Origin of the sequence: Variovorax atrisoli 110B, assembly GCF_000382045.1 — a bacterium.
GTDB lineage: Bacteria > Pseudomonadota > Gammaproteobacteria > Burkholderiales > Burkholderiaceae_C > Variovorax > Variovorax atrisoli.
In genome coordinates this window covers 577,830-591,185 of record NZ_KB907450.1, presented here as the reverse complement: position 1 = coordinate 591,185, position 13,356 = coordinate 577,830, and the positions used below count along the sequence as shown (strand labels likewise).

16 protein-coding genes are annotated in these 13,356 nt (G+C 67.1%); 13 read left to right on the top strand and 3 right to left on the bottom strand.

Annotation, left to right across the window (positions count from 1 at the left end):
* The first annotated feature begins 63 nt into the window (after nucleotides 1-63).
* Both G369_RS0102880 and G369_RS0102875 read left to right on the top strand, forming a co-directional pair.
* Nucleotides 64-258, top strand: a complete 195-nt coding sequence (locus G369_RS0102880; RefSeq protein ID WP_026346157.1) for a hypothetical protein — start codon at nucleotides 64-66, stop codon at nucleotides 256-258.
* Between the two features lie 98 nt (nucleotides 259-356).
* Entirely contained in the window at nucleotides 357-824 is a 468-nt protein-coding gene (locus G369_RS0102875) for a DUF192 domain-containing protein (RefSeq protein ID WP_019652467.1), read from the top strand.
* A gap of 71 nt (nucleotides 825-895) precedes the next feature.
* Here the strand turns inward: G369_RS0102875 and G369_RS0102870 are convergent, their stop codons facing one another.
* Entirely contained in the window at nucleotides 896-1,477 is a 582-nt protein-coding gene (locus tag G369_RS0102870) for a superoxide dismutase (RefSeq protein WP_019652466.1), read from the bottom strand.
* Nucleotides 1,478-1,527: 50 nt separating this feature from the next.
* Complete coding sequence (gene xseA, locus G369_RS0102865) at nucleotides 1,528-2,841, bottom strand: exodeoxyribonuclease VII large subunit (protein WP_019652465.1); 1,314 nt, start codon at nucleotides 2,839-2,841, stop codon at nucleotides 1,528-1,530.
* Nucleotides 2,842-3,154: 313 nt separating this feature from the next.
* Here xseA and G369_RS0102860 point away from each other — a divergent pair, with 313 nt between their 5' ends.
* From G369_RS0102860 to adk, 6 genes are all read left to right on the top strand, one after another.
* Nucleotides 3,155-3,787, top strand: a complete 633-nt coding sequence (locus tag G369_RS0102860) for a MotA/TolQ/ExbB proton channel family protein (RefSeq protein ID WP_019652464.1) — start codon at nucleotides 3,155-3,157, stop codon at nucleotides 3,785-3,787.
* Nucleotides 3,788-3,887: 100 nt separating this feature from the next.
* Nucleotides 3,888-4,313 (top strand): ExbD/TolR family protein, encoded by a 426-nt coding sequence (locus tag G369_RS0102855; RefSeq protein WP_026346156.1) that lies wholly within the window; start codon nucleotides 3,888-3,890, stop codon nucleotides 4,311-4,313.
* The gene (lpxK, locus tag G369_RS0102850; protein WP_019652462.1) at nucleotides 4,314-5,336 is read left to right on the top strand and encodes a tetraacyldisaccharide 4'-kinase; all 1,023 of its coding nucleotides are present in this window, start codon (nucleotides 4,314-4,316) and stop codon (nucleotides 5,334-5,336) included.
* Nucleotides 5,317-5,499: a Trm112 family protein gene (locus G369_RS0102845; RefSeq protein ID WP_019652461.1), complete on the top strand. Its 183-nt coding sequence runs from the start codon at nucleotides 5,317-5,319 to the stop codon at nucleotides 5,497-5,499. The genes lpxK and G369_RS0102845 overlap by 20 nt, the downstream gene beginning before the upstream one ends.
* On the top strand, nucleotides 5,496-6,269 hold the full coding sequence (gene kdsB / locus G369_RS0102840; protein WP_019652460.1) for a 3-deoxy-manno-octulosonate cytidylyltransferase: 774 nt from the start codon (nucleotides 5,496-5,498) through the stop codon (nucleotides 6,267-6,269). The genes G369_RS0102845 and kdsB overlap by 4 nt, the downstream gene beginning before the upstream one ends.
* 137 nt (nucleotides 6,270-6,406) lie before the next feature.
* Nucleotides 6,407-7,063 (top strand): adenylate kinase, encoded by a 657-nt coding sequence (adk, locus tag G369_RS0102835; protein WP_019652459.1) that lies wholly within the window; start codon nucleotides 6,407-6,409, stop codon nucleotides 7,061-7,063.
* 63 nt (nucleotides 7,064-7,126) lie between these two features.
* Here adk and G369_RS0102830 read toward each other — a convergent pair whose 3' ends face one another.
* Complete coding sequence (locus G369_RS0102830) at nucleotides 7,127-8,092, bottom strand: asparaginase (protein ID WP_019652458.1); 966 nt, start codon at nucleotides 8,090-8,092, stop codon at nucleotides 7,127-7,129.
* A 73-nt stretch (nucleotides 8,093-8,165) separates the two neighbouring features.
* Here G369_RS0102830 and lexA point away from each other — a divergent pair, with 73 nt between their 5' ends.
* The 5 genes from lexA to G369_RS0102805 all read left to right on the top strand — a co-directional run bounded on the left by lexA (nucleotide 8,166) and on the right by G369_RS0102805 (nucleotide 13,325).
* Nucleotides 8,166-8,849, top strand: a complete 684-nt coding sequence (gene lexA / locus G369_RS0102825; RefSeq protein WP_019652457.1) for a transcriptional repressor LexA — start codon at nucleotides 8,166-8,168, stop codon at nucleotides 8,847-8,849.
* A gap of 148 nt (nucleotides 8,850-8,997) precedes the next feature.
* Nucleotides 8,998-9,375 carry a hypothetical protein gene (locus tag G369_RS0102820; protein WP_019652456.1) on the top strand — a complete coding sequence of 126 codons (378 nt, stop codon included), beginning with the start codon at nucleotides 8,998-9,000 and terminating at the stop codon, nucleotides 9,373-9,375.
* Nucleotides 9,376-9,487: 112 nt separating this feature from the next.
* Complete coding sequence (locus G369_RS0102815; RefSeq protein ID WP_019652455.1) at nucleotides 9,488-10,495, top strand: D-2-hydroxyacid dehydrogenase family protein; 1,008 nt, start codon at nucleotides 9,488-9,490, stop codon at nucleotides 10,493-10,495.
* Complete coding sequence (locus tag G369_RS0102810; protein WP_019652454.1) at nucleotides 10,492-11,649, top strand: MFS transporter; 1,158 nt, start codon at nucleotides 10,492-10,494, stop codon at nucleotides 11,647-11,649. Before G369_RS0102815 ends, G369_RS0102810 begins: the two co-directional genes overlap by 4 nt.
* A 155-nt stretch (nucleotides 11,650-11,804) precedes the next feature.
* A complete protein-coding gene (locus G369_RS0102805; RefSeq protein WP_019652453.1) occupies nucleotides 11,805-13,325 on the top strand; it encodes a 3-hydroxyacyl-CoA dehydrogenase in 1,521 nt (506 codons plus the stop codon).
* Nucleotides 13,326-13,356 lie beyond the last annotated feature (31 nt).

Here is a 13,356-nt window from a genome sequence, read left to right as displayed (position 1 = left end):
CGTTGAATGTCTACCTTCCGCAGGGAGGGCAATCCAGATCAACGAATTTCAAAGGATATGTTCATGAACAAGCTGCTCGCAGCCCTGGTCGCCGGTCTCTTCGCAGTCGGCGCTTTCGCTCAACAAGCCGAACCCGCTCCGGCTGCTCCCGCTCCCGCCAAGGCTGCCAAGCACGCTTCGGCCAAGAAGCACGCAGCCAAGAAGCACAAGGTTCGCCACGTGGCCAAGGCCCACACGGCCGCTGCCAAGAAGGTGTAAGCTTCCACGCTCACCGGCAATGCCCGCATCAGCGGGCATTTTTATTGGCATTTTTAAATCGAGGCCGGGCCCTGGCCCCGCCCTGAAAGAGTCGTCCGATGCTCAAGCGTCTCGCCGTACTGCTTCCCCTGCTCCTCGCATCCGCATCGTTCATGGTGCCGGCCCATGCCCAGCAGCAACCCCAGACCGATCTGCCGCGTACGCAACTGTCGATCGGGCTCTACAAGATCGACGCGCAGGTCGCGCAGACTCCGCTGCAACGTGAAATCGGACTGATGTTCCGCAAGGAAATGCCGCAGGCCGAGGGCATGATCTTCGTGTTCGAGCAGCCTGCGACGCAATGCTTCTGGATGCGCAACACGATCCTGCCGCTGACCGCCGCGTTCGTGGCAGACGACGGCCGCATCGTGAATCTGGCCGACATGCAGCCCATGACCGAGAACACGCATTGCTCGCAGGAGCCGGTGCGCTACGTGCTCGAAATGAACCAGGGATGGTTCGCCAAGAAGAACATCAAGAAGGGCGCGAAGATCGGCGGGGAGCTGTTCGCGGCCGGCAAACGATGAGTGTCTGCCGTCCATAGCCGACAAAAAGCCGACCCAAGGTCGGCTTTTTCGTTTTCGGCAGAACGGGGGGATCAGCCGAAGTTCTTGGCGGCGAAGTCCCAGTTGACCAGCTTGGCCAGGAAGGTCTCGACGAACTTCGGACGCAAGTTGCGGTAGTCGATGTAGTAGGCGTGCTCCCAGACGTCCACCGTCAGCAGCGCGGTGTCTGCAGTCGTCAGCGGCGTGCCGGCTGCGCCCGTGTTCACGATGTCCACCGAACCGTCGGCCTTCTTCACCAGCCAGGTCCAGCCCGAGCCGAAGTTGCCCACGGCCGACTTCACGAAGGCTTCCTTGAAGGCGTCGTAGCTGCCCCACTTGGCTTCGATGGCCTTGGCCAGCGCGCCGGTGGGAGCGCCGCCGCCTTGCGGCTTCATGCAGTTCCAGAAGAAGGTGTGGTTCCAGATCTGCGCGGCGTTGTTGTAGATGCCGCCGCTGGACTTCTTGACGATCTCCTCGAGCGTCATCGACTCGAATTCGGTGCCCTTCTGCAGGTTGTTGAGGTTCACCACGTAGGCGTTGTGGTGCTTGCCGTAGTGGTACTCGAGGGTTTCCTTCGAATACTCGGGTGCCAGTGCGTCCAGGGCGTACGGCAGGGGTGGGAGCACATGTTCCATGGTTTTTTACTCGTGGGTTGGTTGCGGGAAAGAGGGATTCTAGGAAGTAATCATCGAGACGGCGTCGGACGCGTTCCCGTCGCACCGCCCGGTGTGACGGTCAGGTCGACCTCGCCGTCGGCGAGCCGCGCCTTGACGGCATCGCCGGGCCCAAGCTGCCTTGCGCTGACGATCGCATGGCCGTCCACATCGGTGAGCCAGGCGTAGCCGCGCTGCAGCACCAGCGCCGGATCGAGCAGCCGCATGCGCAGAGCCACGCGCTCCAGCCGATCGCGGCGCTGGGTCACCGCGCGCTCAAGCTTCTGTGGAAAGTCGGCGGCGATCCGGCGCGGCGCCTGCGTGAGGCGCTCCCTGCGGGCCAGCACCGTGTAGCGCAGGCGCTGCGCATGATGGGCAAGGCGCACCTGCTGCCGGCTCACCAGGCCCGACGGACGCCCCAGGCGCCCCGCTGCCTGGTCGAGCCGCTGCCCGAGCGTATCGAGGCGCCCGCCCAAGGCATCGCCCAAGCGCTCCTCGATCAGGTCTAGAGCTCCCAGCCACACGTCGCGCGGCGCGCTGACCAGTTCCGCGGCGGCGGTGGGCGTCGGCGCGCGCAGGTCGGCGCAGAAATCGGCGATGGTGAAGTCGGTTTCGTGCCCCACCCCGCTGACCAGCGGCACCGGGCTGCGCACGATGGTGCGGGCCAGCGTCTCGTCGTTGAAGGCCCAGAGGTCTTCGATGGAGCCGCCGCCACGCACCAGCAGGATCACATCGACGGCAGGCGTCAGTTCGTACAGCGACTGCAGCGCCCGCACCAGCTCTCCCGGCGCATTGGCGCCCTGCACCGCCGCAGGCGCAAGCACGACCGGGATGTGCGGAACACGTCTTCGCAGCGCAGTGACCACGTCGTGCAGCGCGGCCGCGCCGAGCGAAGTGACGATGCCGATCGAACGCGGCATGGTCGGCAGCGCACGCTTGCGTGCCGGATCGAAGAGGCCTTCCGCTTCGAGGCGCGCCTTGCGCTGAAGGAACTGCTCGAACAGGGCGCCCTGCCCCGCCCGGCGCAGGCTCTCGACGACCAATTGCAGATCGCCGCGCGGCTCGTAGACGGCGAGCCGCCCGCGCACCTCGACCTGGTCGCCGTCGCGCGGCGAAAAATCGAGCAGGCCGGCAGCACGACGAAACATCGCGCAGCGCAGTTGGCCGGATTCGTCCTTGAGCGCGAAATAACAATGTCCGCTCGAAGCACGGGAAAAGCCCGAGATTTCGCCGCGCACGGACACCGGGTTGAAGCGCGCGTCGAGCGCATCGGCAACAGCTCGGCACAGCGCGCCGACAGCCCAGACGCGCGGCCCCGGCACGGAATTCGGTTCACGCAAGCTCACAAAGTGCACGCTCGGCCGAATGCCACTCTTCCACAACGGGCGCCATGGCCCCCGCATTCAGCCCTCGGGGCGGGACAGTTGCACGGTTTCTCGTGCAACCTGTTGATTTCATTGAAAAAAGTGCTGCTCAAAATTCAGTCGATCCAGCGAAAAGGCCGTCCCATGCGGGTCCGGACACGTTGCGCAGCAGGTTAATCACAAAGTTATCCACAGAATCTGTGCGTCCTTGCTGACACAAAAACAAGGCGCGTGACGATGGTGACCTCAGTGGATAATCGCCGCGCATTTGCAGTCTACGGGCCGGAGGATTTTCTTGTTTTCCATCATAGTTGCCGCAGGTTGGCCGATCTGGCCCTTGCTTGCTTGTTCGGTCATCGCGCTCGCGCTGGTTATAGAACGTTTCACGAGCCTCAAGACGGTGAGGGTCCTTCCGCCGAAGCTGCTCGACGAGACCATCACCGCTTCGCATGGCGCGATTCCCGGGCCCGATGTGGTGACCAAACTGGAACGCAACTCGATGCTCGGCCAGGTGCTGGCCGCCGGCCTGCGTGCGCTGAACGCCAATCCGCGCTGCACCGAGGACGACCTGCGCGCCGCGATGGAAGCCTCGGGCCGCACCGTGGCGCACAGGCTCGAGCGCTACCTTCCTGCGCTGGCCACCATCGCCTCGGCAGCCCCGCTGCTGGGCCTGCTGGGTACCGTGATCGGCATGATCGAGATCTTCGGCTCGCAGTCGCCCGGCAGCGGCGCCGTAGGCTCGGGCAACCCGGCCCAGCTGGCGCACGGCATCTCGATCGCGCTCTACAACACTGCCTTCGGCCTGATCGTCGCCATCCCGACGCTGATCTTCTGGCGCTACTTCCGCAGCAGGGTCGACGAGTACCTGCTGAACCTCGAACTCTCCGGCGAGCGCTTCGCCCGCCATCTGAACGCACTGCGCAAATGATGGCCCCCACGCCTGTCACTGCGTGCTCTGCGCTCCCCCCCGAGCGGGCAGCCGCCTCCCTGCAGCGCCGCGACGGAGACTTGTCATGACCCGCGGCCGCATGCAGTTCCGCCACAGCGCGCGCGACGAGCCGGAGATCAACCTGATCCCGTTCATCGACGTGCTGCTGGTGATCCTGATCTTCCTGATGCTGTCGACCACCTACAGCAAGTTCACCGAGATGCAGCTGCGCCTGCCCACGGCGGACGTCGACGCGCAGCGCGACTATCCGAAGGAAGTGATCGTTTCGGTGTCGGCCGACGGCCGCTATTCGATCAACAAGAATCCCGTGGCCGACCGCAGCGTTGAGACCGTGACGACCGCTCTCGCCGCCGCGGCCACCGGCGGCAAGGACAGCGTCGTGATCATCAGCGCCGACGCGACCAGCCCGCACCAGGCCGTGGTGACGGTGATGGAGGCCGCGCGCCGCGCGGGCCTGATGCAGATCACCTTCGCGGCCCAGTCGACGGCGCAGGCCGGCCGCTGAGTGCCTTCCGAAGGCAGCGGCAACAGCGGCCACACAGGTTCGCGCCTGCAGCAGGCCTGGCTGCACCGCGGCCTCCTGGCCTGCCTGCTCTGGCCCCTGTCGCTCGTCTATGCCGCGCTGTTCGCCTTGCGCGGCCTGCTCTATCGCGCGGGATTGCTGAGGGTTGAGCGAGTGCAGGTACCCGTGATCGTGGTCGGCAACGTGATCGCGGGGGGTGCGGGAAAAACGCCGGTCGTGATGGCCGTCGTGCGTCACCTGCAGGCGCGCGGCATGCGGGTCGGCGTGGTGTCGCGCGGCTATGGCCGGCGCACCGACGACTGCCGCGAAGTGCTCGGCGACAGCGATCCGCAGGACGTTGGCGACGAACCGGCGCTGATCCACCATGCGACCGGGGCACCGGTGTTCGTGGCGCGCCGGCGCATCGATGCGGCGCGCGCCCTGCTCGAGCGGCATCCGGCCACCCAGGTCATCGTCAGCGACGACGGGCTGCAGCACCTGGCCCTGGCGCGCGACATCGAGATCTGCGTATTCGACGACCGCGGAATCGGAAACGGGTGGCGCCTGCCTGCCGGCCCGTTGCGAGAAGCCTGGCCGCGCCGCTGCGACCTGGTGCTGCACAGCGGATCGCGGCCGGCTTTCGCGGGTGGGCATACCGCCACGCGTGCTCTTTCGGACACCGCCGTGGGCAGCGACGGCAAGCGCGTGCCCCTGGCATCCCTGGCCGGCAGGCCCCTGGTCGCACTGGCGGCGATCGCGCGGCCCGAGGCCTTCTTCGAGATGCTGCGCGCCCGCGGCCTGACGCTTGCCGACACCATCGCGCTGCCCGATCACTTCGATTTCGAGAGCTGGCAACGCCCATCGGGTCTGGACCAGACCCTCGTCTGCACCGAGAAAGACGCCGTCAAGCTGTGGCGCAAGGCGTCCGACGCACTGGCAGTGCCGCTGGAATTCTCGCCCTCTGCGGATTTCTTCGCGGCACTCGACGCAAAGCTATCATCGCTCGATGGATACCAAGCTGCTTGAACTGCTCGTCTGCCCCGTCACCAAGGGGCCGCTGACCTGGAACCCCGAGAAGCAGGAGCTGTGGTCGCGCAGCGCCCGACTCGCGTATCCGGTGCGAGACGGCATTCCGGTGCTGCTCGAGAACGAGGCACGCGCGCTCTCCGACGAAGAGCTCGGACTGTGAGCTTCACCGTTCTGGTTCCGGCGCGGCTCGCGTCGACGAGGCTCCCCAACAAACCCCTGGCCGACATCGCAGGCGTGCCGATGGTGGTGCGCGTGGCGCAGCGGGCAAGCGAATCGGGCGCGGCACGCGTGGTGGTCGCGGGCGACGATCCCTCCATCATCGAGGCCTGCAAGGCGCACGGCGTCGAGGTCGTCCTCACACGACAGGACCATCCCAGCGGCACCGACCGGCTGGCCGAAGCCTGCGAACAGCTGGGTCTCGATGGCGACGACATCGTCGTCAATGTCCAGGGCGACGAGCCGCTGATCGACCCCGCGCTGATCGATGCCGTGGCATCCACGCTGGCCACGCATGCCCAGGCGGCGATGAGCACCGCCGCCCACGAGATCGACTCGGTCGGCGACTTCATGAATCCCAACGTGGTGAAGGTCGTGCTCGACGCTCAAGGCGACGCGATGTATTTCAGCCGCGCGCCCATTCCATGGTGGCGCGACGGCTCGGCCAACGGTGCCGCACCCACGGTGCTGCCTGCAGCCCCTGCCCCGCTGCGCCACATCGGCATCTACGGGTACCGCGCGGGCTTCGTGCGGCGCTTTCCTTCCCTGCCGCCTTCCCCCGTGGAGGCGACGGAAGCGCTCGAACAGCTGCGCGCCCTGTGGCACGGCCATCGCATCGCGGTGCACGTTAGTGACGCTGCCCCGGGGCCCGGCATCGACACGCCCGAGGACCTGGCACGCGTCCGTGCGGTCTTCGCGGCCGCCGGGCACTGAGCCTTCGCGTCCTTCCGGCTGCAAGTAGCGGGATTTCCCGAAGGGCACGCATGCTATCCTCGAAGCAACTCCGCCCAGCCCAGCCATGGGGCCGAAGCTCGGCGCGACACAAGATCTAAGAACCGTCCGAGGACACCATGAGACTAATTTTGCTGGGCGCGCCCGGGGCGGGCAAAGGCACGCAAGCGGCCTTCATTTGCCAGAAATACAGCATTCCCCAGATTTCCACGGGCGACATGCTGCGCGCAGCCGTCAAGGCCGGCACGCCGCTCGGACTGCAGGCCAAGGCGGTCATGGACGCCGGCGCTCTGGTCAGCGACGACCTGATCATCAACCTCGTAAAGGAACGCATCGCGCAGCCCGACTGTGCCAGCGGCTTCCTGTTCGACGGTTTTCCTCGCACCATCCCCCAGGCCGACGCCATGAAGGCGGCAGGCGTCAAGCTCGACTACGTGCTCGAGATCGACGTGCCCTTCAGCGACATCATCGAGCGCATGAGCGGCCGCCGTTCGCATCCGGCTTCGGGCCGCACCTACCACGTCAAGTTCAATCCGCCCAAGGTGGAAGGCAAGGACGACGTGACCGGCGAGGACCTGATCCAGCGCGAGGACGACAAGGAAGAAACCGTTCGCAAGCGGCTCGACGTGTACAGCCAGCAGACGCGTCCGCTGGTCGACTACTACTCGGCCTGGGCCAAGGCCGATCCGGCCGCCGCGCCGAAATACCGCGCCATCAAGGGCGTGGGCACGGTCGACGAGATCACCCAGCGTGCCTTGGCCGCGCTGAGCAGCTGATCGAAACATCGACCGAGCATCCGACCCGCACCGAACCGCCCCTCCAGAGGGGCGGTTCTGCTTTCAGCCCAGCAACTCGAGCACCAGGGCGATTCGGGCCTTCACGGGCGTCAGCTCGCCCGCATCGCGAAGCAGGTCGCCCGTCTTCGGCAGGATGCGCCCGTTCGAGCAGCGCGTCGCGCGGAGCACTGCGATACCCGCATCCTGCGCCTTGAGCGCGGCAGCTTCCAGCGCATGGTGCAAGGTGCCGTTGCCGGTGGTCGCCAGCACCAGTCCGCGCAGAGGGTCCGGTCCGCCCGCCTGACTCAGTGCTTCGACCACGGCGCCGCTGGCGCCGGCGTGGCTCATCACGATCTCCACCCGTGGCCATTGCAGCTCGGCCGCTTCGAAGAGCTTCCCGACCGACATTCCGCCACCCTCCGGCCACGGTCGGACAAGGCGCAGTTCGCCCTCCTCCACATAGCCCACAGGCCCCGCATCGCCCGAAGCGAAAGCGTCGAGGCGGTAGGTGTGGACCTTCTGAATGTCGACGCCGGAATGGATCGCACCGGCGCACACCACCGTCACGCCGCTCGCACCCCGGGTCGCGGCGACACCGATGGCGTCGCGCACGTTCTGGGGGCCGTCAGGCGACAGTGCGGTGGCCGGGCGCATCGCGCAGGTCAGCACCACCGGTTTGGAGGAGGCCAGCACCGAGTGCAGGAAGAAGGCCGTCTCCTCGATCGTGTCGGTGCCGTGGGTGATCACCACGCCTGCCACGTCGGGCTGCGCCAGCCAGTGCGCGCAGCGCCTGGCCAGTTGCTGCCAGATGGCGAAGGACATGTCCTTGCTGTCGACCTGCGCAACCTGCTCGGCCTCCAGCGTCACGCCTGCGGGCGCCTCGATGTCACCGAGCAGGTCGCCCACGCTCACCTGCGCGGCGGTGTAGCCGATGTTGTCGTCACTGCTGGCGGCGCGGCCCGCGATGGTGCCGCCGGTGCCCAAAACAACCACCCGGCGTGGCAGCCCCGACGAAGAGGAATTGACCATGGCTTGTCAACTTCTAAAAACTGGTTAAAAATACAGGCACTGGATATCCAACCAGTGCCGCAAGGAACCACACATGCAGTTCGCCGTGAAGCTTACAGCCCGCCAGCAGCAGATCCTGGACCTCATCCAGAGTGCCATCGCCCGTACCGGTGCGCCGCCCACGCGCGCCGAAATCGCCAATGAACTCGGGTTCAAGTCCGCCAACGCCGCCGAAGAACACCTGCAGGCACTGGCTCGCAAGGGCGTCATCGAGCTGGTCAGCGGCACCTCGCGCGGCATCCGCCTCAAGGGCGACGCGCTGCGCTCGCTCAACGAAACGCGCCACCGCGAAGGCAACCAGTTCTCGCTCTCGCTGCCCGGAATGGCCCAGCTGGCGCTGCCGCTGATCGGTCGCGTCGCAGCCGGCTCGCCCATCCTGGCCCAGGAGCACGTCGACCAGACCTACTACGTCGAGAACACGCTGTTCCAGCGCCAGCCCGACTACCTGCTCAAGGTGCGCGGCATGTCGATGCGCGACGCCGGCATCATGGACGGCGACCTGCTCGCGGTACAGGCCACCAAGGAAGCACGCAACGGCCAGATCGTGGTCGCGCGCCTCGGCGACGAAGTAACGGTCAAGCGCCTGAAGCGCAACAAGCAGGTCATCGAGCTGCACGCCGAGAACCCCGACTACCCGACCATCATCGTGCAGCCCGGCGAGCCCTTCGAGATCGAGGGCCTCGCGGTCGGCCTCATCCGCAACACCATGCTGATGTAGGCCACGGCGGCCTGCTTTCCAGAGCAACAGCACCCCATCCGGCAGCGACAGGTGGCGGGCGTATGGCGAAGCTTCTTCGCCATCACCCTGTCGCAGCCGACTCAAGAAATCCTGCCTGTGTTCAACCTCATACTTTCTTGGAGTTCACATGGGAATCGCCCTCCTCGCCATCGCCGACATCTGGATGCCGCTGCAATCGCTGGCCAATCGACTGATGCCGGCGCGCCGCCCCTCCCGCCGCGGGGACCATCTCGACACCGCCGAATCTTCGGCTGGGCTGCGCTACGTGGCGGTTCGCCCTGCCTGTACCGCCCGCAGCAGCGGTACCACGCCATCCGAATCGGCCGCTCAGGCACGCCCTCTTCGCGTCGTCCGCGTGGTCGATGGCAAGGGACAGCAACGCGGCAACAACCGCATGGTGATCTCCGGCCGCATGGCCGACGTTTGCGCCGAACTCGACCGGCTGGCCGCCCTGGAAGCCGCCGAGACCATGGCCGCCGCGCCTCGCTCGACGCGACTGCATTGAGCCTGAGCCGAGCCCTTTAGCGGGCTCCTGACGCCCTGCGATCGGCTGCGGGGCGGGTATCCAAACGTTTGCCGGCGCGACATTCCAATGCTGCGAGGCACAATGGCGTGCCATGAACATTGTGATCCTCGACGATTACCAGGACGCCGTACGCAAGCTGCGCTGCGCTTCCAAGCTGGACGCATACGCGGCCAAGGTCTATACCAACACGGTGAAGGGCATTGGACAGTTGTCGGTTCGCCTCAAGGACGCCGACGTGATCGTGCTGATCCGCGAACGCACCCAGATCTCGCGCCAGCTGATCGAAAAGCTCCCGAAGCTCAAGCTCATTTCCCAGACCGGACGCGTGGCCGGGCACATCGACGTCGCGGCCTGCACCGAGCGGGGCGTGGCGGTGGCAGAGGGCTCCGGCTCTCCCCAGGCGCCCGCCGAGCTCACCTGGGCGCTCATCATGGCGGCCATGCGCCGGCTGCCGCAGTACATCAGCAACCTCAAACATGGCGCCTGGCAGCAGTCGGGCCTGAAGTCGGCCTCCATGCCGCCCAACTTCGGCATCGGCTCGGTGCTCAAGGGCAAGACGCTGTGCATCTGGGGCTACGGGCGCATCGGCCAGCTGGTCGCGCGCTACGGGCAGGCTTTCGGCATGCAGGTCGTGATCTGGGGCCGTGAAGCCAGCTGCGCCAAGGCGCGTTCCGACGGTTTCCAGGTGGCCCAGAACCGCCATGAGTTCTTCGCCGCGGCCGACGTGCTGTCGGTCCACCTGCGGCTCAACGAAGAGACCAACGGCCTCATCACGCTCGAAGACCTCTCGCGCATGAAGCCGACCGCCCTGTTCGTGAACACCTCCCGCGCGGAACTGGTCGAGGCCGACGCCCTTCTCGCGGCCCTCAACCGCGGCCGCCCCGGGCTCGCGGCCGTCGACGTGTTCGAGAGCGAGCCGCCGCTGCAGGGACACGCGCTGCTGCGCCTCGAGAACTGCATCTGCACGCCGCACATCGGCTACGTCGAGCAGGAAAGCTACGAGAGCTATTTCGGCCAGGCCTTCGACAACGTCGTGAGCTTCATCAAGGGCAACCCCACCAACATCGTGAATCCCGGCGCGCTGCAGGTCCGCCGGTGAGCCAGCCGGCGCCACAGAGAGCGCTCTGGGCGCTGCTTGCCGGCAATTTCGTGATCGGCACGGGCGTCATGGTCGTGCCCGGTACGCTCAACGAGATCAGCGCCTCGCTCTCGGTCACGGCCGCCACGGCCGGGCAGTTGATCACTGCCGCCGCCGCGGTCATGTGCGTCGGCGCGCCGCTGCTGGCCGCCGCAGTGGCCGGATGGGACCGGCGCCAGCTTCTCGCCCTCACCCTGCTCTGGTATGCCTTCGGCCACGTGGCCTGCGCGCTGATGCCCAGCTTCGGCGCGCTGCTGCCGGTGCGCATGTTCACGGTGATCGCGCCGGCCATCTTCACGCCCCAGGCCGCCGCCTGCGCCGGCCTGCTGGTGCCGCCGGAGCATCGCGGGCGGGCCGTCACCTTCGTCTTTCTCGGCTGGTCGATGGCCTCGGTGCTGGGACTGCCCATCGGCGCGCTGATCGGCGGGCATCTTGGCTGGCGCATGGCTTTCGGCGCGATTGCGGCGCTCAGTGTCGCGAGCGCGACATCGGTGTGGCTCACCTTGCCGATCGGCATCCGTCCTGCCGCGCTGACGGCTGCTGCATGGTCGCGCGTGCTGCGCAGCCCGGTGCTGATGGGCATCGTCTCGGTCACGGCGCTGCAGGGCGCGGGCCAGTTCGTGCTCTTCAGCTACTTCGGGCCGATCCTCAAGCAGAGCTACGGTGCCGACGCCACCACGCTCAGCGTGATGTGGGCGCTGTTCGGCGTGTGCGGGCTGGTGGGCAACATGCTGGTCAGCCGATTCATCGACCGCGTGGGCGCCGGGCGCATGGTGCTCGTCACCACGCTTTTGATCTCGCTGAGCCTGCTGCTCTGGCCCATGGCCTCCACGCTGGCCTTGCTGGCCGCAGTGCTCGTTCCATGGGGGCTGGGCTGCTTCGCCGCCAACTCGGCACAGCAGGCGCGGCTGGTGGGCCTGGCGCCCGCGCTGGCGCCGGGCTCGGTGGCGCTCAACAGCTCCGGCATCTACACCGGCCAGGCCGTCGGTGCGGCGCTGGGCGGATGGCTGCTGGCCCATGACGCCAGCGCCTGGATGAGCTGGGTCGGCCTCGGCCTGCTGATGGTCGCCATCTCGCTGAGCGTTGCGATCGACCGCAGCCGGCGCGCCCCCTGAAAGCGCGCCCCCGCGTAAAACCCGTCACGGCCCCTGCGCTCGGGGCTGCAAAATCGGTGTCTTCGACTGCGGCAGCGGCATCCATCGATGCCGCGTCGCGTCGACGCCTGCACGGCGGGCCCGGATACCACCCAACCAGTGAAAATCTCCAGCACATGACAGTGAACTACTCCCGAATCGGCGTCGTCGGCGCCGGCGCCATGGGGCGCGGCATCGCGCAGATCGCAGCGCAGGCAGGCAGCGAAGTGCTGCTGCTCGACAGCTTCGCAGGCGCCGCCGAGCGCGGGCGCGAAGCTCTCGGCGCCCAATGGAACAAGCTGCACGAGAAGAACAAGATCGATGCCGCCACACGCGACGCTTGCATCGCCCGCCTGAAGGCTGTCGATTCGATCCAGGCGCTGGCCGGCTGCGACCTGGTGGTCGAGGCCATCGTCGAAGATCTCGAAGTCAAGCGCAAGCTGTTCCGCGAACTCGAAGGCGTGGTGGCCGAGACCGCCACGCTTGTCACCAACACCTCGTCCCTCTCGGTGACGGCCATCGCAGCGGGGCTGAAGCATCCGGCGCGCGTCGCGGGCTTCCACTTCTTCAACCCGGTGCCGCTGATGAAAGTGGTCGAGGTGGTCGCGGGCTTCAAGACCGCACCCGAAGTCTGCAAACAGCTCGCCGGCTACGCCACGCAGATGGGCCACAGCGCAGTGCAGGCGCAGGACACGCCCGGCTTCATCGTCAATCATGCAGGCCGCGGCTACGGCACCGAGGCGCTGCGCATCGTCGGTGAAGGCGTGGCCGATTTCGCGACCGTCGACCGCATCCTCAAGGACCAGGCCGGCTTCCGCCTCGGCCCCTTCGAGCTGCTGGACCTGACGGCGCTCGACGTGTCGCATCCGGTGATGGAGTCGATCTACCACCAGTACTTCGAGGAGCCGCGCTTCCGACCCAGCGTGATCACCGCACAGCGCCTGGCTGCCGGCGCGCTGGGCCGCAAGACCGGCGAAGGTTTCTACCGCTACGACGACGGCGTGATGCAGCAGGCGCCCGAGGCGCCCGCGCCGGTCGTCGAGGGTACGCCTTCGGTGTGGGTGTCGCCGCGTGCGGCACGCCGCGCCGAACTGCTTCGCCTGGTGAACACGCTGGGCGCGCAGATCGACAGCGGCGCCACTGCCGCGCCGCAATCGCTGATCCTGGTCGCGCCGCTGGGCTTCGACGTGACCACGGTCGCCGCCGTCGAGCGGCTGGACGCCACGCGCACCGTCGGCATCGACATGCTGATCGACGATGCAGCCACCAAGCGCCGCGTACTCGCCACCAACCCGGCCACGCGCCGCGACATCCGCGATGCCGCACACGCCCTCTTCGCACGCGACGGCAAGGCCGTGAGCGTGATCCGCGACAGCGGCGGCTTCGTCACGCAGCGCGTGATCGGCACCATCGTCAACATCGCCGCCGACATGTGCCAGCAGCGCGTGTGCACGCCGGCCGACCTCGAGACCGCCGTGCAGCTGGGCCTGGGCTATCCGCGCGGCCCGCTCGCCATGGGCAACCTCTACGGGCCGACCAACATGCTCGAGGTGCTGTTCAACCTGCAGACGGTGTATGGCGACCCGCGCTATCGCCCGAGCCCATGGCTGCGCCGCCGCGGCGCCCTGGGCCTGAGCCTGTTGCACGAAGAAGAATGATCGCGAAATAACTGACGAGCACGGAAACGAT